The sequence below is a fragment of the Ruminococcus flavefaciens genome, from assembly GCF_900143025.1.
Classification (GTDB): Bacteria; Bacillota; Clostridia; order Oscillospirales; family Ruminococcaceae; genus Ruminococcus; species Ruminococcus flavefaciens_I.
The window spans coordinates 59,267-79,828 of record NZ_FRCT01000016.1 but is presented as its reverse complement, the minus strand read 5'-3'; the positions used below and the strand labels follow the sequence as shown (position 1 = coordinate 79,828).

Sequence of the window (20,562 nt, the reverse complement as noted above, 5' to 3'; positions counted from 1 at the left end):
AAACGCTATTTCCCTGCGGAGCATTTCTACGCAGAAAAGTACAGACCTGCTGAAAATGCAGACCTTGTTATATGAAAAAAGCAGCACTCAGTAACCTCGATACCCATATAGCAGTTTTGTAGTATTTATTGAGAGAACCCCTTTTGAAAAAGGGGCTTCTCTCAAACTCTCTCCCGAAAACTTTCAGTTTTATTTTTTCTCAGATAGGGCACACCGAAAATAAAAAAGCCCTGCAAGTAATGCAGGGTGTGCCCTATCTGAGAAAAAATCAGCTAAAAAAGTCTTTGGAAAGGGGTTCGGGGGAAAGCCTTTCTTCAGAAAGGTTTCCCCCGATAAATAGTATAAGCTGCTATATGAGTACCACGGTTAAGTGCTGCTTTTTATGTTATAATATCATGTCGTCATTTGAAGGCGTATCTCATAAAGGTATAGAGATGCGGCTTTACGGAAACGGTATCGTGACCGCCGCCGGGTACAGACTGATAAACGTGGTCAACGCCGTTCCTTGTGAGTATTTCGCTGTATTTCTCAGGGAATGTGCCTACAACAGCGTCATTAGTGCCGCCTGTTATCATAAATACAGCAGGCTCGGGAGCGTCTTCCGCGAACTTCATTTCATCTTCCGTAATGCTGCCGGGGTGAGTCATAAACATATCCGTAGCAGGTGTGATGCCCGGTGCAGGACAAGCTCCGCCTACATATCCGAAGAGATCGGGACGCATAAGTCCGATATATATAGCCTCGCGTCCGCCCATAGAGAAGCCTGTGACAGCGCGGTTTTCTCTGCCTGTCTTGACGGAATAATTCTCCTCTATGAAGGGGATAAGGCTGTCGGAGATGTCGTAAAGGAACATATCATATGCATAACAGGTCTCTTGGTTTACACCGCTTGGAGTGTCTAATTTATCACTTGTGAACATATCAGGCAGTACAGCGATGAATTCCTCGGCTTTGCCGTTTGACATAAGTCCTGTCATAAGCTCCTGAACGCCCATACCATTGAGCATTGAATCCTCATTGCCCATTATGCCGTGTAAAATATACATTACGGGATACTCTTTATTCGGGTCATATTCGGGAGGGAGAATTACGTTACAGCTTTTTGTTTTGTTGTTGAATTTGCATTTGTATGTCTTTTTCTCAACTGTGCATTTGCTTGCCTTTTCGGCAATTTTAGGTATAGCTGTAGGCATATCCTGTCTTATTATTGTATTGAGATTTGGGGTGGTTTTTGGCGGTTCTGTTGTTGTAACGATGGTAGTAGTCGGTGAAACCGTGTTTTCTGTTGTTTCGGCAGTTGTTGTGGTTGTGGTCTTTGCAGCAGCTGTAGTAGGTTCGGTTGTGGTTATCTCAGTTTCTGAGGAAGTTGAAGAAGTTGTTTCTGTGGTAGCTGCAGCAGTCTCGGAAACAGAAGTTGTAGTAGTAGTAGTAGTAGTAGTAGTAGTTGTTGTTGTTGTTGTTGTTGTTGTAACAGGCTTAACGAAGCACTTTGTTGTACCGCGGAGATATTTATGGAGCATAACAAGGTCTGATATAGTTATCTCACCATCGCCGTTAAGGTCTGCATTTAACGGAAGTTGGCAGTTTCCTGCGAAAATACCGATAAGCACTCGGCGCATTGCGATGGTATCGAATATATCGACGATGCCGTCGTTGTTGATATCGCCCTGTAAAATTACCTTATTTACGGTGTCGACAAGGTCGTATGCCAATTGCTTTGTACCGTCGAGCCCGATATAAAAATCATCTATGAAAAAGCTGGAATTGGAGTTAGGTGTTTCGATGTAAATTGAAGGAGCTGATGCAAAGTCGGGGAGTGTGTATGAAGTATTTGAAATATCGGTCCAAACCTCTTTTTTAGCCATAGAATCGGCAACAACATCAAAATGAGTATGTCCGTTTTTGTCGATATATCTGAAGAGGATACGGAACTCCTCAGCCTCGGCGAGGTTTTGCATTACAGCTGCACCGATGCTGTAGGTACGATTAGGCTCGAAGGTAGATTTATCAAGTGGATAGAAGATCTGGTTGAGCTTACAGCCTGATCTTGGCGTGAACATGACAGAATCGCTTCTTGTATCGGTGTTGTTTACAACGAGAAGATCACCGTTGCCGTTGGTGCAGAAGAAATGCTTACTGTTCGGATCGCTGAAATTCTCACAGATATAGTATCCGTTATTATTTGGGATAATAGGATTTGAGGGAGAAGGTGGGGGAGTTATGCGAAGATTTTTAACGTTTACTTCTCCGGCGGAACGAAATCCTTCAACATAGAAATTTACATCATAAATGGAGCCTGACATATCAAGTCCTACTTTATCCCATGCTTTAAAATGATTTGAAACGTTTATGTGACCGCTTATATTATTGGTCTCGTTGTTCTTGCTGGCACTTGTTTTTCTTACGCTGAAATATGTGGGGAAGGATCTTGTTCCCAGTATACATGGCTGATTATAGCGCATTACTTTATATATATCATAGATGTTGCCGTCAGATGTAATAGAACCTTTTTGATCGGATTCTGCTCCTCCCGGCGGTCTCCATTCACCCCAGCCTTCTACGATATAATATTCGGCAAGAGGAGCTGTTGTCCAGCCGTAAGCGCCGAAGAAAGAATTGCCCTTTGGGGTATATTCGATATCGTAATCTATGGTGATATCATCTGGGAATTTGCGGTAATTTTTTGACTTTGCACTATAATTGCAGCCCATTTGCGAGATGAATAAATCAGAATCCTTCCATGAGCTGTAAAAGCCGTGGTCGTTAGCCTCCATATAGACATCTCCGACGGCATTCTCGTTCCACATTTCCCATCTGTAGCCGTTTATATTGCCTATTTCCTGTTGGTCGTAGGCACTTGCGGCGATCGGAACAGAAGCAGCTGTAATAACAGCGGCTGCACCTGCACTTAAAAATTTTTTTAGCTTTCTTAAATTCACTTAAATCACTCCTTGTTGTAAATTAAACGGTAATAATTTTAGTATTTTTCAGCAGGGCATATTAACCCACATTTTATCTATAGCACTATTATAAAAATCAATTTGAGCAAAATCAAGTCGTTTGTTGCCGATATTATCAAAAATCACTAAAAATTGCTGTAAAAGTGGGCTTATTTTTAAGATCACCAAAATGGCATAAATATAATTATATTACGTTATTTCTGAAAATAAAACAACCCATTTTTTAACGATAAGGTGGAAATTATACTGAAAGTTTCAAAATGCTAAAGTTAAATGTTTGAATAGTGATTTCGTTAACAAAAAAGTAATATTCATGGTATTTAAATTGCTATTTTTGTCATAATTTTAGTATAGAATATTTCTACGTATCATTATAATTTAAGTGATATAAAAAAGAAACGTGTATTTTATATTATTTTTATTTAAAATGCACACAAGAAGGGTAATTAAAAATAAAAATTTAATACTGGGGGCAGACTTATGAAAAAACAATTCCTCTCATTCATAACATCTGCAGCTCTTGCTATTCCTGTTGCAGCAGCTATGCCGCAGCTGGCAGCAAAAGCAGACAATCCTTGTATCCAGACCATTTACAGTACGGATCCTGCGCCTATGGTGTACGGAGATACCGTTTACCTGTATACAGGCCGTGACAAGGATAACTCTGACTTTTACTATATGCCTGACTGGCATTGCTACTCCTCGCAGGATATGCAGAACTGGACCGATCATGGCATGATATTGTCATGGGACAGCTTCGCGTGGGGCAAGCAGGACTCTGCGTGGGCTGCGCAGTGTATCGAGAGAAACGGCAAGTTTTACTATTATGTAACACTTGAACACAAGAACGGCGGAGGACGAGCTATAGGCGTTGCTGTAGCAGACTCTCCCACAGGACCTTTCAAGGACGCTTTAGGCAAGCCTCTTGTAGGTCCTAACTGGGACTACATTGATCCTACTGTATTTATTGACGATGACGGGCAGGCGTGGCTCATGTTCGGCAACCCGAGCTGCTATTATGTCAAGCTGAACGAGGACATGGTCAGCTATTCGGGCTCGATCGGAAAATTCAATATGAACGCTCAGAGCTTCGGTCCTTCAAATAATAAGGCATCGTCATACGGAGAAGGTCCGTGGTTCTATAAGCGCAAGGATAAATATTATCTTGTATTTGCTGCATTCTACGGCGGCGACGGCGGTGAGAGCCTGGGCTACTCCACAGCTCCTTCGCCTACAGGTCCCTGGACATACGGCGGACAGGTGATGAAGCCGCATAACTGCTTCACCAATCACCCGGGAGTTATCGACTTCAAGGGACATTCCTATCTCTTCTACCATGATGCAAGTCTCCCCGGAGGCGGCAGCTTTGACAGAAGCGTATGTATAGATGAGTTCGAGTATGGCTCTGACGGTTCTATACCTACCATATCTCCTACAAAAACGGGTCCTGAGCAGTTACAGGCTTTGAATCCGTACAAGCGTGTGGAGGCTGAGACTATCTGCTTTTCAAAGGGCGTAAAGACCGAGAAATGCTCTGAGGGCGGAATGAATATAGGCAATATCCAGAATGGAAGCTATATCAAGGTCAAAGGCGTGGATTTCGGCAGCGGAACGAATAAATTTACGGCAAGTGTGTCCTCCGATACAGACGGAGGCGATATTGAAATATATCTCGACAGCCTTACAGGAAAGAAGATCGGTACCTGCAAGGTAACGGGAACAGGCGGCTGGCAGTCGTGGAAGGAAGTTTCATGCGATATCAGCGGTGCAAGCGGCGAGCATGATCTTTACTTCAAGTTCACAGGCGGCAGCGGATATCTGCTGAATATGGACTGGTGGCGTTTCGGCGACGGCGAAGCTGTTCCTGTTGTAACAACAACTACTGCTTCAAATGTGCAGAATGTGACTGCTACCACCTCAGTGGTCAATGTAACGCCCGATAACGGTGATTATCTCCTCGACTGTTCGTTCGAGAGCGGCGTTGACGGCTTTGACGGCAGAGCAGGTGCAAAGGTAGCTGCTTCATCGAGCAAGTACTTTAACGGCGGCGGTTCGCTTTACTGCTCGGGCAGATCCGAGTCTTATCAGGGAGCTGTAATAGAGCTTGGAAGCAAATTCAAGGCAGGCGAAAGCTACAGCTTCAGTGCAAACGTAATGTACGATACGGGCAGGGACTATGATACCTTCCATTTCACTATGCAGTATGATCTTGACGGTGAGACAAAGTACGAGAAGATAGACACGGTTAAGCCTTTCAAGGGCAGCTGGGTGCAGCTTTCAAACACAAATTTCAAGATACCTTCGGGTGCTGAAAATATCTCTATCTATGTAGAGACAGACAAGAGTAGGGGCGATTTCTATATTGACGATATCAGGGCTGCAAAGGCAGGTACAGTCATCGAAGGAGCTGTAGGCGGAGCTTATATGCCGGGCGATATCAATATGGACGGCTGTGTTAATTCTCTTGACCTTGTACGTGCGAGAAAGCTTATCATAAGCTCGGGCAGCGAAAACGGTGCATCAAGTATCAACGCAGATGTTGACAGAAGTACTGAGTTTGAGATCAATGATATGGTGCTCCTTCAGAGATATCTGATAGGCAGGATCGTTGAATTCCCCGATAATACGCCTGTAAGTGAATTTGAGTATGATCCTGAGATCCGGTTCAGGGAAGCTCCGGGCAACTATCTCAACAGCTGCTCGCAGGCAGGAAAGATAGTCAAGGAGACATATAACGGAATAAACGGAAGCAACAGCCTTAATGTTTACCTCCCATACGGTTATGATCCCAACAGGAAGTACAACATTTTCTATCTCATGCATGGCGGCGGAGAGAATGAGAATACTATATTCAGCAGCGACGTAAAGCTGAACAACATTCTCGACCACATGATAATGAACGGCGAGCTTGAGCCGATGATCGTAGTAACTCCTACTTTCAACAAGACGGAAGCAGGCAAGTTCTGGAACGAATTCCGCCAGAGCGTTGTGCCTTTCGTAGAAAAGAAATATTCAACATACGCAAACGGTGACGTATCAGAGTCTAACCTTAAAGCAACAAGAATGCACCGTGCATACGGCGGCTTCTCAATGGGCAGTCTTTCAACATGGGGCGTAGCAGATCACGATATGGACATCGTCGGCTACTTCATGCCGCTTTCGGGCAACAACTGGGAAGGCATGAACACGCTTACCAAGGAGATCGACAGCCTTGGCTTAAAGAAAAATCAGTATTACATCTTCGCAGCTACGGGTTCTGAGGATATTGCTTATAACAATATGAAGCCTGAAATGGAAGAACTCAAGAACCGCACACAGTACTTTACCTACACATCTGATTTCTCTAAGGGCAACTTTTATTGGCTTGTTGCACCTGGAAAAACACATTGGTGGGGATACGTAAGACATTATGTGTATGATGCACTGCCTTACTTCTTCCACGAAACAGGAGAATGATTCGATCTCTTTTCCCGATACGAGTCCGCTGTGCACAAAATGTATGGCGGACTTGATTTAGGACATATAAAGGTGTTGAATAATTCATAAATAAATGGTATAATAGAGTAAAGTAATTAATATGAGAGGTGAAATACATGAGTGATTATACCGAAAAGTACATTTCCTCACATCTCTTCCTAAAACGCGAAGAAGGCTTTGAGCACGCCCCGTTTGACAGGGAGATAGCCTGTTATGAAAGCATTTGTTCCGGAAACATCGAACTCGTAAAAGTATTTGCAACTCCGCTGTGCAGCGAAGGCTACGGAGTACTGAGCAAGGATCCGCTGAGAAACCTGAAATATCATTTCAGCATTTCGGCAGCTCTGATAGCTCGTTTCTGTATCAACAGCGGAATGACACTTGAAGAAGCATACAATCTCATCGATATCTACATTATGAAGGCTGATGAATGCCGTACCGAGGCGGAGGTTCATCAGGTGCATCAGGAAATGATCGAAGGTTATACGCGTCACATGAGAAGAGTACGCAACAGCGGTATCTATTCCAAGCAGATAGTACGTGCGCTGGACTATATCAGCGATCATCTGCACGGAAAGATAATGATAGAAGATGCTGCGGACTATCTCAAGATAAGTCCTGCGTATCTTTCAAGGCTCTTCAAGGCGGAGACAGGCATAGCCTTCAGTAATTACGTAAGTAAGACAAAGGCTGAGGAAGCTGCAAATCTGCTGACCTTCTCGGAGTATACCGATTCCGAGATCAGCAATCTTCTGGGATTTAGTTCGCAGAGCTACTTCATCAAGATATTCAAGAAGTATCTGGGAGTTACTCCGAAGGAGTACAAAAAGCGATATAAGTTCCCTGATTTTACAAAGGAAAATCATTAAAATGGCTTATCCCCCGCAAATGCGGGGGATAACATTTTATGCAGATATCATAAAATTGCCAAATATGACACTAAAATAATATATTTTAATAGTTCAAAATGTTATAATCAGCACAATGAATATAATTTTTCTTATTTTTCAATGTGGATTTGTCATTAAAACGTTACTTTAATAGGAATGGAGAATGCTCGATGATCATTAACAATGTTGGCTTCGACCACTGCCATGATGCAGACTTTTTTATTGACAGACCCGACGGAAGCGGCGACTACCTGCTTCTTCTTGTCCGTACCCCTGCTGTCTTTGAGATCGACGGCAAAGAGATCACAACACCTGCGGGTTCGGTATTCATCTACCCCAAGGGCAGACCTCAGCGCTACCGCTGTGTGCCGCTGAATGTTTTCGAGAACGATTGGGTGCATTTTGATTTCGATGATGTGGGAGAGGAAGAGGAGTTCCTTAAAATGGGAGTACCGTTGGAAACACCTATAACAATGCCTCTTGAATTTCTAAGCTACTGCGTAAAATCCATAGCCTACGAGAAATATTCCGACAACATATGCAGAAGTGAATCTTCGGAATTGTTCATGCGCCTGATGTTCATAAAGATACGAGAAAAAACACTAAACAGTATATCAGGCAGGAGAAGCACACAGTTCGAGCTCATATCAACTGTGCGCAATAAGATATATAGCAGACCGTATGAACAGCGCAGTGTGGACAGCACCGCACATGAAGTCCGCATGAGCCGTTCGGCTTTTCAGCACGCCTATAAAAAACACTTTGGAATGACTTTCATTGAGGACCTTGTAAAGAGCAGAGTAAGCTATGCTAAGATGCTTCTTTCCACTACCAATATGAATATCACAGACATTTCAGCAAGCAGCGGATACCACAGCTATGTTCACTTTGCAAGGCAGTTCAAGGAGCAGACGGGATTTACTCCGTCTGAATATCGCAAAAAAGCACAAAATGTTACATAACGTGCTCAATACGCTATTGCACTTGCTTGCACGTTTTGTTACAATTAGTGTATAAATGTGACTTGTGTCACGGAATGAGAGGGAATGTAATGAAAAAGCACAGTTTCAAACGTTGTGCAGCAGTTTTAGCTGCCTGCACTATCATGGCATCGGCTCTTCCTGTTGTTTCAGCACCTGTATCGGCTGCCGGAAACATCATCAAGAACTCGACATTTGAATCAGGTACATCAGGCTGGGGCACTTATAAGGAGAGCGGCGGTAAGTGTACACTTACTACCGAGGACGGAAAGCTTGCACTGAAGGTTTCTTCTGTGGGTAAGCTGAATTATGCGGTCCAGCTCAACTATGATATTATCCCGCTGTACAAGAACGGAGTTTATCGCTTCAAGTATGATATCTCCAGTACTGTTGACCGTTATGTAGAGGGCATGATCCAGCAGAACGGCGGCAAATATCAGGCATATACATGGAAGGGACTCCAGATATCATCTACTCCTCAGACAGTAGACTATGAGTTTACAATGAAAGAGGATACCGATATCATGGCAAAAATGTGCTTCAACTGCGGCTTGCAGGAGAAGGATCCGGAGCTCCCGGAGCACACCATTTACCTTGACAATGTTTCTCTTGAACTCGTAGATGACAGCAATGTTGACTATACTGCCGATAAGGCTTATGAGCCTGATATCAACATCAATCAGGTTGGATACAGATCAAATGCAACTAAGACAGCTGTATTCAGAAACGTTGCATCAGCAGGCACATTCGAGGTCGTAAATGCTGATACTAAAGAAAGCGTTTATACAGGACAGCTTGAAGGACCTGTAAGTAATACAGGTGCAGGCGAGACTAACTACAAGGGCGATTTCTCAAAGGTCACAGCTGCCGGCAAGTATTACATAAAGTGCAGCGGACTTGACGATTCCTATACATTCAGCATTGGCGATAACGTTTACGGAAATCTTCTTGACGACTCCGTAAAGATGCTTTATTTACAGCGCTGCGGCGTTGCAGTAGAGGGCGGAAAGTTCAGCCATGCTGCCTGCCATACATCTTTGGCAACAGTTTACGGCACAAGCGATAAGATCGACGTATCAGGCGGCTGGCACGATGCAGGCGACTACGGCAGATATGTAGTTCCTGCTGCAAAGGCTGTAGCTGATCTTCTCTACGCTTACGGTGCTGCACCTTCACTTTACAGCGACGGTATCGGTATCCCCGAGAGCGGAAACGGAGTTGCAGATATCCTTGACGAAGCACGTTTCGAGCTTGAATGGATGAAGAAGATGCAGAGAAGCGACGGCGGTGTTTACCACAAGGTAAGCTGCGCTAATTTCCCGGGATTTGTAATGCCTGAGAAGGAAACAGGCGAGCTTATCGTAACTCCTGTTTCTTCAACAGCAACTGCTGATTTCTGTGCGTCTATGGCACTTGCATATGAGTTCTACAAGGATGTTGATGCCACATTTGCAAACGATTGTCTCGACCGCGCAAAGAAGGCATGGGACTATCTCCAGCAGAACCCTAACTTCAACTTTAAGAATCCTATTGATATAGTTACAGGTGATTACGGCGACAAGACCGATAAGGACGAGCGTTACTGGGCAGCTGTCCAGATGTACCGCGCAACAGGCGACAGCAAGTATATCAGCGGTGTAAGCGGTGCTCTGAGCGGACTTGACTGGTCTACAGTAGGCGACTACGGCAATATTGCTATCCTCACAATGAAGGATCCAGATATCAATTCGGCTGTATACAGAAATGCAAAGGAAGAGATACTCTCACAGGCTGATAAGTTTGTCAGCAGAGCTAAGAGCACAGGCTACGGTGTTGCACTTACAACATTCAACTGGGGCAGCAATATGACAGTTGCAAATGCAGGTATCGTTCTCGGACTTGCATATCAGCTCACAGGCGATGCAGCTTATCTCAACGCAGCTGAAGGACAGCTTAACTACCTCTTGGGCACAAACCCTGTCGGAACCTGCTTTATGACAGGCTACGGTGAAGTATCTCCGCAGAATCCTCACCACAGACCTTCTGTAGCAGCAGGCGAGGCTATGAAGGGTATGCTGGTCGGCGGTGTTAACTCTGCTCTTGAGGACAGTGCTGCAAAGGCATACTGTGCAGACTCACCTGCTTACAAGTGCTACATCGACAACAGCGAGAGCTATTCAACAAACGAGATAACCATTTACTGGAATTCTCCTCTTACATATCTGCTTACTCTTACAGACGGCGCAGCTGCTTCGCAGCAGCCTGTTGTAACACCTCCTTCAGGTGTAACAAAGTGGGGCGATGCAAACTGCGACGGCGACGTTGATATGTCGGACGTTGTACTGATAATGCAGTCACTTGCTAATCCTAACAAGTACGGCGTAAACGGTTCAAGCAACGATCATATAACAGCGCAGGGTGTTGCAAATGCAGACGTTTATGAGAATGGCACCAACCTTACAGGAAATGATGCTGTATCTATTCAGAAGTACCTCCTCGGACTTCTCAGCAAGCTTCCTGAGTCATATAATCCTCAGCCTGTAGTTACAACAACTACAACACCTCCTACTACCACAACAACTACTACAACTTCAAGAAGAACAACTACAACAACCACAACTACTACAACAACAACAACTACTACAACAAGTGCGCCGAGCGTAAATCTGCCGTTCCCTGACAAGGGCACACCTATGGACACAAATGCAACGATGATCTCTGACTTCCGCACAGGCAGCGGCGGCGACTTCTTTGCATCTAACGGCTGGACAAACGATAAGCCTTTTGATTGCTGGTGGTATGAGCGCAATGCAGTTATTAAGAATGGTCTCCTTGAGCTCAGCATAGACCAGAAGTGGACAGATGACAAAAATCCAAACTGGAATCCACGCTATTCGGGCGGCGAGTTCCGTACAAAGAATTTCTATCACTACGGCTACTATGAGACATCAATGCAGGCTATAAAGAATGACGGTGTTGTATCTTCATTCTTCACCTACACAGGCGAGTCTGACAAGAACCCATGGGACGAGATAGATATTGAGATCCTCGGCAAGGATACCACAAAGGTACAGCTCAACTACTATACAAACGGTCAGGGCAAGCACGAGAAGATGATCGACCTCGGATTCGACTCATCTCAGGAGTTCCATACATACGGTTTTGACTGGCAGCCAAATTATATCACATGGTATATCGACGGCAAGGCTGTTTACACTGCTTACGACAATATTCCTCGTACAGCAGGCAAGATAATGATGAATGCATGGCCCGGTCTCACAGTTGATGACTGGCTCAAGCCATTCAACGGAAAAACACCTCTTGTTGCACGTTATCAGTGGGTAACATACAACAAAAACGGCGTTAAAAAGTAAATTACTATCCTTACATTAGACGGTCAAGGGCGGTACATCAAGTACCGCCCTTTGGCTTTTGTATAACTATGAAAAAAGGGCTGCCAAAGCAGCCCTTGATTTATCACTGGATTTTTGTTTTGATCGGTCAATTGTGATCTGATATCTTGTAGAGGGTCTTGAATTCGGTAGGAGTGCAGTTCTTTGCCTTTTTGAAAGCACGGTTGAAAGTAGTGAGGCTTGCAAATCCTGCTCTCATTGCAACTTCAGTAACAGAGAGGTTAGGGTCTATGAGCAGACGCTCGGCAGCCTTTATCCTCTTGCTGTTGATGTACTGTATATAAGAAACGTGATTGTACTTTTTAAAAATACGCGAAAAATGGTATTTGCTGTAGCCTGCGATAGAAGCGATCTTTTCCAGCGGTATCTCGTACATATAGTTCTGGTTTATGTATTTCATTACCATGCCGAATTTTCTTGTGTCATCGCGTCCTGCGGCGTCGCTTGCGAAAATATCCGCAGCCTGTGTCAGCTGATACTCTCTGACGGCCGTGAGCATTTTTATAAGGTAAATATATATCTTAACATCTGCAAGTGAAGATTTTGAATAGTATTCAGAATATATATCAAGTATGCTTTTGCGCGAAAGTATATAAAGCTCCTTGCTTACTTCCGGTGTGATATGAAATGCTGATGAAAAAACGGGTACTATAGCTTCGAGAGCCGGCACATCACTTAGTATGCTGTTGTTGCACTGGAATATGATCCTTCGTCCTTCCTGTGCAGGCATAGAGTGGAGCTCTCCGGGTGGTATGATGATTATTTCCTTTTCATTTAAATGGTAGTCCACGCCGCCTGAAGTTACGGTGAAGCCATTATGCAAGGGGATGATGATTTCTACGGCGTTATGCCAGTGAGTAGGGTATTGCTCAATTTCATCATTGTCATAAAGCATTACAAAACGTTGGTTTTCGTACTCAACTGTTTCGTAATCGCCTGATAGATTTTTAATCATGATTAGCCTCCTTGACCAAAAATTGTTGTGAAATTTATGTCAATGTTCATAATTTACCGTTGTTTCCTTAGTTATTATACACCATTACGATAATATTTGTAAAGGGGATTTAAAGAATTTGTGCAATCTTAGCAATTCTTGATTAAACAGCCGCAATAATTGATTAGTATAAATTGACTGATTGATATATAATATCATTAGAGCAAACGAAAGGTGATGTGTAATGTCAATAAAATGCTATGAGACTGATTATAAAAACTATGGAAAGTGCCTTTGCCTTGATAATGGCGAAATAAAGCTCATCGCTACTATCGATGTGGGTCCGAGGATAGTTTTTTTTGGTTTTTCAGACGGCGAGAATGTCCTTTTCGAGGACGTTGACAGAAATTTCTATGAGATAAACAACGGCTACGGCGTATGGTATGCTTACGGCGGACACAGAATATGGAGTGCTCCCGAGGTAATGCCGGAAACTTATCTCCCTGACAATTCAAAGGTCGAAGCAATATTTGATAAAGGCACACTCACTCTTACGCCTCCCAAAACTAAATTTGGCAAGCAGTTTCAAATGGTCATAAAGATGGACGATAGCAATTCGGTAACCATTGAAAATAAGATCACTAATTGCTCTGATAAGCCTGCGGAGTTCGCACCGTGGTCCGTAACAGGACTTGCGGCAGGCGGGACCGAGATCGTTCCTCTCTGCAGAGAGGATAAAGGTTTTCTGCCTAACAGAACTATGTCGCTGTGGAGCTATTCAGATGTAAAAGACGAAAGATTCACACTAACCGATAAATACGTTCTGCTGAGACAGGATCCCAAGATCAAGAAAGCCTTTAAGGCGGGCTTTAATGTTACAGGGAAACAGATACTATATATAAATGGAAGACGCATTTTCAGAATGTGCTTCGATGGATATACAAAGACCGAATATCCTGATTTTTGCTGTAACTATGAAACTTACACAAATGACCTCTTCCTTGAATGTGAGCTTCTCGGCGAGCTGAAAGCATATCAGCCGGGTGAGACAGCTTCCATTAAAGAAAAGTGGGAGCTCACAACGACCGAATGGGCTACCGATAAGGTGATCGAGGAATTTGTAAGTAAAATTTGATTGAAAGGGGAATGCTTATGGAAAAGTACAGGGACGAAGCATTGTCCGCACTTGAGAGAGCCGAGGATCTTACAGACAGACTGTCAGTAGAGGAACAGGCAGAGCAGCTCAAGTATGACGCTCCGAGCGTGGAGAGACTGGGGATACCTGCTTACAACTGGTGGAGCGAAGGTCTCCACGGTGTAGCGAGAGCAGGAACGGCTACTATGTTCCCACAGGCAATAGGTCTTGCGGCAATGTTTGACGATGAAGCTGTACAGAAAGCAGGGGAAATAACTTCTGTTGAAGCAAGAGCAAAGTATAATGAATATTCCGCTCACGGAGATCGTGATATATATAAAGGACTTACACTCTGGTCGCCTAATATCAATATCTTCCGCGACCCGAGATGGGGCAGAGGTCAGGAGACCTACGGAGAGGATCCGTTCCTGACAGCGCGTCTGGGAGTTGCCTATACAAAGGGACTTCAGGGCGACGGAAAGGTACTCAGAACAGCAGCCTGTGCAAAGCATTTTGCAGTACACAGCGGTCCTGAGGCTACAAGACATGAGTTTGACGCAAAGTCAAACATGAAGGATATGACAGAGACTTATACAGCAGCTTTTGAATCTCTCGTAAAAGAGGCTAAGGTAGAAAGTGTCATGGGTGCTTACAACCGTGTAAACGGCGAACCTGCCTGCGCAAGCAAGTTCCTTATGAGTAAGCTTGATGAATGGGGCTTTGACGGACACTTTGTTTCAGACTGCTGGGCAATAAGAGATTTCCACACTAATCATGGTGTTACAAAGACCGCTCCCGAGTCTGCTGCACTGGCTTTAAAGACAGGCTGCAACCTCAACTGCGGAAATACATATCTCCACCTTCTCAATGCTTTCAATGAAGGGCTCATAAATGAGCAGGATATCAGAGAGTCATGTGTAAAGCTTATGAGAACAAGGATAAGACTTGGTATGTTTGACAAGTCTACAGAATACGATGATCTTGATTATGATATCGTATCCTGTGACGAGCACAAGGCGTTCTCACTCAAATGTTCAGAGCGTTCAATGGTGCTCCTAAAAAACAACGGTATCCTGCCGCTTGACGGCAGCAAATACAAGACTATCGGAGTTATCGGACCAAATGCCGACAGCGTCCCCGCACTTGAGGGCAACTACAACGGCAAGGCTGATGAGTACATAACATTCCTCAGCGGAATACGCGAGGCTCACAGCGGCAGAGTCATCTACTCCGAGGGAAGTCACCTTTATAAGGACAGATGCATGGGACTTGCACTCCCCGACGACAGACTTGCAGAGGCGGCAATAATCGCAGAACACTCAGATGTAGTTATTCTCTGCGTAGGTCTCGATGCAACTATCGAGGGTGAAGAGGGAGACACAGGAAACGAATTCTCCTCAGGTGACAAGAACGACCTCAGACTTCCCGAGTCACAGAGAAAGCTTGTTAAGACGGTAATGGCTACAGGCAAGCCCGTCATCATAGTAACTGCCGCAGGCAGTGCGATAAATGTAGAAGCCGACTGCGATGCACTCATTCATGCGTGGTATCCCGGTCAGCTGGGCGGAAGAGCTCTTGCAAATATCCTTTTCGGTAAGGTTTCACCTTCTGCAAAGCTTCCCGTTACATTCTATGAGGACGCTTCAAAGCTGCCCGATTTCTCGGATTACAGCATGAAGAACCGTACTTACAGATATGCTGAGGGTAATGTACTTTATCCCTTCGGCTTCGGACTTACTTACTCCGAAACAGAATGTTCGGAGCTGTCCTTCGCAAACGGTATCGCTTCTGTAAAGATAACGAATACAGGCAGCCGTGCAGTTGAGGACGTAGTCCAGTTTTATATTAAAGGTTATTCGGAGAACGCAGTTCCCAACCATAGTCTTTGCGGTTTCAAGAGAGTTGCTCTTGAAGTCGGTGAGAGCAAGACCGTACAGGTAACTCTCCCTGAGAGAGCCTTCATGGCTGTAAACGACAATGGCGAATGGGTAAAGGAAGGCAGCGAATTCACCCTATACGCAGGAACATCGCAGCCCGACCAGCTAAGCGAAAAGCTTAACGGAAAGAAATGCACAACTCTGAAAATAAATGTCTAATGGAGGATAAAATGGAATTTTTCAAGAATATCGGTAAGATCGAGTATAAGGGCAAGGACAGTACAGATCCTCTCTCATTCAAGTACTACAATCCCGATGAGATCATCAATGGCAAGAAGATGCGCGACCACCTCAAGTTTGCTCTTTCATGGTGGCACACAATGGGCGGCGACGGAACAGATATGTTCGGCTGCGGCACAACAGACAAGACATGGGGTCAGGCTGATCCTGCTGCAAGAGCTAAGGCTAAGGTAGATGCAGCTAAGGAGATCATGGATAAGCTTTCCATCGACTACTACTGCTTCCACGATCGTGATCTTTCTCCTGAGTACGGCAGCTTAAAGGAAACAAATGCTCAGCTCGATATCGTTACAGATTATATGAAGTCTGTTATGGGCGACAAGAAGTGCCTCTGGGGTACAGCTAAGTGCTTCGATCACCCAAGATTCATGCACGGCGCAGGCACATCTCCTTCAGCAGATGTATTCGCATTCTCAGCAGCACAGATAAAGAAGGCTATTGAGTCAACAGTAAAGCTCGGCGGTAACGGATATGTATTCTGGGGCGGCCGTGAAGGTTATGAGACACTTCTCAACACTAATATGGGTCTTGAGCTCGACAATATGGCTCGTCTTATGAAGATGGCAGTTGAGTACGGACGTTCTATCGGTTTCAATGGGGATTTCTACATCGAGCCAAAGCCAAAGGAGCCTACAAAGCACCAGTACGACTTTGATACAGCTACTGTTCTGGGCTTCCTCAGAAAGTACGGCCTCGATAAGGATTTCAAGATGAATATCGAAGCTAACCACGCAACACTTGCTCAGCATACATTCCAGCATGAGCTTCGTGTATCAAGAGACAACGGTGTATTCGGTTCTATCGACGCTAACCAGGGCGATCCGCTCCTCGGTTGGGATACAGACCAGTTCCCAACAAACATCTACGACACAACAATGTGTATGTATGAGGTTATCAAGGCTGGCGGCTTCACAAACGGCGGTCTCAACTTCGATGCTAAGGCAAGAAGAGGCAGCTTCACACCTGAGGATATCTTCTACAGCTATATCGCAGGTATGGACGCATTCGCACTCGGCTTCAGAGCAGCTCTCAAGCTCATCGAGGACGGACGTATCGACAAGTTCACTGAGGACAGATATTCTTCATGGACAAAGGGAATCGGCGCTGACATCATTGCAGGCAAGGCTGATTTTGCTTCACTCGAAAAGTATGCTCTCGAAAAGGGAGAGGTTACTGAATCACTTTCAAGCGGCAGACAGGAAATGCTTGAATCTATCGTAAATAACGTTCTTTTCAGTCTGTAAGGCTGAACAATATTAATCAAATTTTTTATTTGGAGGTCAAGAAAAATGAAAAAAGCAAGAGTATTATCGGTCATCTCAGCATTCGCTCTTCTCGCATCTTCAGCTATGGTAAGCTGTGGTAAGAAGGACGAGGGATCATCAGGCAGCGGTAAAAAGACAGTCATTAAGCTTATGACTTTCACAAAGGAAGTTAAGCAGATGTGTGAGAAGTATTTCGAAACACACCCTGATTTTGCTGCTAAGTACGAGTTAAAGGTAACTGAAATTCCTACAACAGACGGACAGTTCCAGCCTGCACTCGACCAGGCACTCAAGGGCGGCGGAGAAGATGCACCTGACTTCTACTGTGCAGAGGCTGCTTTCGTTCTTAAGTATACAAAGGGTACAGCATCTGAGTTTGCTGCTCCTTATGAGGATCTCGGAATCGATGTTGAGAACAAGATCAAGGAAGCAGACATTGCTCCTTACTCAGTAGAGATCGGAAGAAATCCTGAGGGTAAGGTAGTTGGTCTTGGTTACCAGGCTACAGGTGGTGCTTTCATTTACAGACGTTCAGTTGCTAAGGAAGCATTCGGCACAGATGATCCGGCTGAGGTAGAGAAGCAGATCGGTGCAGGAACAAACAGCTGGGATCAGTTCTTTAAGTGTGCTGAAGATCTTAAGAAGAAGAAAATCGCTATCATCTCAGGTGACGGTGACCTCTGGCACGCAGTTGAGAACAGCTCTGACAAGGGCTGGATTGATGAAAACAATGCTCTTTATATTGATCCTAAGCGTGAAGAATTCCTCGATCTTTCAAAGAAGCTCAAGGATAACGGATACCACAATGATACTCAGGACTGGCAGGAAGGCTGGATTGCTGATATGAAGGGCGAAGGTGACAAGCCTGTTCTCGGTTACTTCGGTCCTGCATGGCTCATCAACTACTCACTCAAGGATAACTGCGGCGGTTCAAAGATCGGCGAAGGTACATACGGCGACTGGGGCGTTTGCCAGCCACCTATCGGCTTCTTCTGGGGCGGTACATGGGTAATCGCTAACAAGGCTTCAAAGAATAAGGACGCTGTAGGTAAGATCATCGAGTGGATCACACTTGATACTTCTGAGCAGGGTCTCCAGTATATGTGGGCTAACGGTACATTCGATCCTTCTAACCCGACTAAGGACGTTGTTGCTTCAAATGTAGTAATGTCTAAGTCAGATGGTAAGGTTGACATTCTTAACGGTCAGGATATGTTCCCTGTATATCAGGAAGCTAACAAGTTCGCTAAGGGCGATAACCTCACACAGTTCGATGAAGGCATCAACAGCCTCTGGCGTGATCAGGTTCGTCAGTACACAGGCGGCGCAAAGTCAAGAGATGCAGCTATCAAGGACTTCAAGCAGGCTGTAGGCGACACATTTGACGTTAAAGTAGACTAATATTTCCCCTATAAGCAGTACCGCTTCTGCGGTACTGCTTATAAATAAAAAGGAGGTTTGCGGCTTTGAAAACGAAGCTCAAGGGTATTAGTTATTCAAAATACGGATATCTCTTTAGTATTCCTTTTGTTGTTGCATTTTTGATTTTTACGCTGTATCCTACTATATATACAGCAACCCTCGGTTTTACTGATTGTAAAGGTCTTATGAGCGATGATTATCATTTCCTCAAGAATGATATCTGGCAGAACTTTAAAGCAGTTATAGAGAATGAATCCTTTAAAACATCTCTAAAAAATACAATCATGATCTGGGTAATGAACTTTATCCCGCAGATCACTATCGCACTCCTGCTGACTGCATGGTTTACCTCGCACAGCAATGAGATCAAGGGAAAAGGCTTTTTTAAAGTCGTTTTCTATATGCCGAACATCATAACAGCTGCAACAGTTGCGGTTCTGTTTAAGGCTATCTTCAGCTACCCAAAGGGACCTATGAACGATCTTCTTATTTCCTGCGGTATTCTGAACGATGATTACTTTTTCCTTAACAGCCGTACCGCGGCACGACTTATCGTTGCCTTTATCCAGTTCTGGACATGGTACGGAAATACTATGATCGTACTTGTTTCGGGTGTACTTGGTATAAGCCCTGACATTTACGAAGCAGCAGAGATCGACGGAGCGAACGGTGTTCAGACCTTCTTCCGTATTACGATACCTAATTTAAAGACAGTTTTACTGTATACACTTATCACAAGCCTTGTAGGTGGTTTGAATATGTACGACATACCTAAGGTATTCCTTAACGGTGGTCCTGACAGTGCAACCCTTACAACCAGTGTATTCATTTATAATCAGGCGTTTGCAGGAAGCTATATCTATAACAGAGCGGCTGCTGCAAGTATGATCATGTGGCTTGTAATTGTTATCTGCTCGGCAGTATTGTTCTACGTAATGCGCGATAAGGACGAGATAAAGCTCAATAAGCAGATCAAGAAAGCAAAGAAAGAGGCCAGATTGGCTGCGAAAGGAGGAGTAAACGAATGGCGGCTGTAAGCAAATCAGGTTCTAAGTCCATAGCGTTTAAGGTCACAGCATATACATTTTGTGCACTCCTTACTGTACTTAGCCTTTTGCCCTTTATCATAATGATAGTTAACTCCACAAGAAGTACTCCGCAGATACAGGAGAATGCTTTGTCATTTATACCCAGAGGGCATCTGATGAAGAACTATGCTGTATTCGCAGGCAGAGATTTCCAGCCTTTAGTAGGCTTTAAAAACTCACTGATAATATCTTGTGGTTCCACATTATGTAATATCTATTTTTCAACAATGACAGCTTTTGCTCTTGTTGCATATGACTGGAAGCTCAGAAAGCCGTTCTTCACAGTTATCATGGCAGTTCTTATGATCCCTGCACAGGTAACAGCTATCGGTTTCTATCATTTCATTCACGGCATCGGCTGGCTCAACAGCTTCCTTCCACTTATACTTCCTTCTATTGCAGCACCTACCACAGTGTTCTTTATGAGGCAGTATATGATACCGTCACTTCCTATGGAAATTCTACAGTCAGCAAGAATTGACGGTGCAGGTGAGTTCAGGATATTCAATCAGATAGTTCTTCCGATGATGAAGCCTGCTATGGCTACACAGGCAATATTCTCATTTGTTGCTTCATGGAACCAGTTGTTCCTGCCACAGGTACTTCTCACGGTTAACGAAAAGAAAACAATGCCTATGATGGTAAGTCTCCTTAACGGTGACTCATACAAGACCGAAATGGGTGCTGTTTATCTTGGACTTTTCCTTACAGTTATTCCGCTCCTCGTTGTATACTTCCTGCTTTCAAAGCATATCATCGCAGGTGTTGCACTGGGCGGCGTAAAGGGTTAATGTATTCTTTAAGTTATCACATTTTTCTTTCTTAAATCTCAGAGGGCTGTT

General features: G+C 44.4%; 12 protein-coding genes. 10 read left to right on the top strand and 2 right to left on the bottom strand.

All coding sequences use genetic code 11. The features are described 5' to 3' along the window. Positions 1 to 401: 401 nt before the first annotated feature. On the bottom strand, positions 402 to 2,939 hold the full coding sequence (locus BUB28_RS13885; RefSeq protein ID WP_072952144.1) for a glycoside hydrolase family 11 protein: 2,538 nt from the start codon (positions 2,937 to 2,939) through the stop codon (positions 402 to 404). A gap of 501 nt (positions 2,940 to 3,440) precedes the next feature. Here BUB28_RS13885 and BUB28_RS13880 point away from each other — a divergent pair. From BUB28_RS13880 to bglS, 4 genes are all read left to right on the top strand, one after another. Then, positions 3,441 to 6,416: a family 43 glycosylhydrolase gene (locus BUB28_RS13880; RefSeq protein ID WP_072952143.1), complete on the top strand. Its 2,976-nt coding sequence runs from the start codon at positions 3,441 to 3,443 to the stop codon at positions 6,414 to 6,416. 137 nt (positions 6,417 to 6,553) lie between these two features. Then, the gene (locus tag BUB28_RS13875) at positions 6,554 to 7,306 is read left to right on the top strand and encodes an AraC family transcriptional regulator (RefSeq protein ID WP_072952142.1); all 753 of its coding nucleotides are present in this window, start codon (positions 6,554 to 6,556) and stop codon (positions 7,304 to 7,306) included. Positions 7,307 to 7,497: 191 nt separating this feature from the next. Next, positions 7,498 to 8,289 (top strand): AraC family transcriptional regulator, encoded by a 792-nt coding sequence (locus BUB28_RS13870; protein WP_072952141.1) that lies wholly within the window; start codon positions 7,498 to 7,500, stop codon positions 8,287 to 8,289. 89 nt (positions 8,290 to 8,378) lie between these two features. After that, entirely contained in the window at positions 8,379 to 11,660 is a 3,282-nt protein-coding gene (bglS, locus tag BUB28_RS17660) for a beta-glucanase (protein ID WP_072952140.1), read from the top strand. A 127-nt stretch (positions 11,661 to 11,787) separates the two neighbouring features. On the opposite strand, the gene BUB28_RS13860 is transcribed toward bglS, so the two are convergent. Beyond that, positions 11,788 to 12,654 (bottom strand): AraC family transcriptional regulator, encoded by an 867-nt coding sequence (locus tag BUB28_RS13860; RefSeq protein WP_072952139.1) that lies wholly within the window; start codon positions 12,652 to 12,654, stop codon positions 11,788 to 11,790. A 223-nt stretch (positions 12,655 to 12,877) separates the two neighbouring features. Between BUB28_RS13860 and BUB28_RS13855 the strand changes: the two genes are divergently transcribed. From BUB28_RS13855 to BUB28_RS13830, 6 genes are all read left to right on the top strand, one after another. Beyond that, positions 12,878 to 13,768 carry a hypothetical protein gene (locus BUB28_RS13855; RefSeq protein WP_072952138.1) on the top strand — a complete coding sequence of 297 codons (891 nt, stop codon included), beginning with the start codon at positions 12,878 to 12,880 and terminating at the stop codon, positions 13,766 to 13,768. A gap of 17 nt (positions 13,769 to 13,785) precedes the next feature. After that, positions 13,786 to 15,864 carry a glycoside hydrolase family 3 C-terminal domain-containing protein gene (locus tag BUB28_RS13850; RefSeq protein ID WP_072952137.1) on the top strand — a complete coding sequence of 693 codons (2,079 nt, stop codon included), beginning with the start codon at positions 13,786 to 13,788 and terminating at the stop codon, positions 15,862 to 15,864. Between the two features lie 11 nt (positions 15,865 to 15,875). Beyond that, positions 15,876 to 17,189, top strand: coding sequence for a xylose isomerase (gene xylA / locus BUB28_RS13845; RefSeq protein WP_072952136.1), 1,314 nt, complete (start codon positions 15,876 to 15,878; stop codon positions 17,187 to 17,189). 45 nt (positions 17,190 to 17,234) lie between these two features. Next, the gene (locus BUB28_RS13840) at positions 17,235 to 18,611 is read left to right on the top strand and encodes an ABC transporter substrate-binding protein (RefSeq protein ID WP_072952135.1); all 1,377 of its coding nucleotides are present in this window, start codon (positions 17,235 to 17,237) and stop codon (positions 18,609 to 18,611) included. Between the two features lie 65 nt (positions 18,612 to 18,676). Next, positions 18,677 to 19,669, top strand: coding sequence for a carbohydrate ABC transporter permease (locus tag BUB28_RS13835; RefSeq protein ID WP_072952134.1), 993 nt, complete (start codon positions 18,677 to 18,679; stop codon positions 19,667 to 19,669). Beyond that, positions 19,657 to 20,511 (top strand): carbohydrate ABC transporter permease, encoded by an 855-nt coding sequence (locus BUB28_RS13830; protein WP_072952133.1) that lies wholly within the window; start codon positions 19,657 to 19,659, stop codon positions 20,509 to 20,511. The genes BUB28_RS13835 and BUB28_RS13830 overlap by 13 nt, the downstream gene beginning before the upstream one ends. The last annotated feature ends 51 nt before the right edge of the window (positions 20,512 to 20,562 follow it).

Coding starts and splice junctions, on each gene's coding strand:
- BUB28_RS13850 (WP_072952137.1), top strand. CDS start 13,786: ATGGAAAAGTACAGGGACGAAGCATTGTCCGCACTTGAGAGAGCCGAG.
- BUB28_RS13830 (WP_072952133.1), top strand. CDS start 19,657: ATGGCGGCTGTAAGCAAATCAGGTTCTAAGTCCATAGCGTTTAAGGTC.
- BUB28_RS13855 (WP_072952138.1), top strand. CDS start 12,878: ATGTCAATAAAATGCTATGAGACTGATTATAAAAACTATGGAAAGTGC.
- bglS (WP_072952140.1), top strand. CDS start 8,379: ATGAAAAAGCACAGTTTCAAACGTTGTGCAGCAGTTTTAGCTGCCTGC.
- BUB28_RS13870 (WP_072952141.1), top strand. CDS start 7,498: ATGATCATTAACAATGTTGGCTTCGACCACTGCCATGATGCAGACTTT.
- BUB28_RS13880 (WP_072952143.1), top strand. CDS start 3,441: ATGAAAAAACAATTCCTCTCATTCATAACATCTGCAGCTCTTGCTATT.
- BUB28_RS13860 (WP_072952139.1), bottom strand. CDS start 12,654: ATGATTAAAAATCTATCAGGCGATTACGAAACAGTTGAGTACGAAAAC.
- xylA (WP_072952136.1), top strand. CDS start 15,876: ATGGAATTTTTCAAGAATATCGGTAAGATCGAGTATAAGGGCAAGGAC.
- BUB28_RS13875 (WP_072952142.1), top strand. CDS start 6,554: ATGAGTGATTATACCGAAAAGTACATTTCCTCACATCTCTTCCTAAAA.
- BUB28_RS13840 (WP_072952135.1), top strand. CDS start 17,235: ATGAAAAAAGCAAGAGTATTATCGGTCATCTCAGCATTCGCTCTTCTC.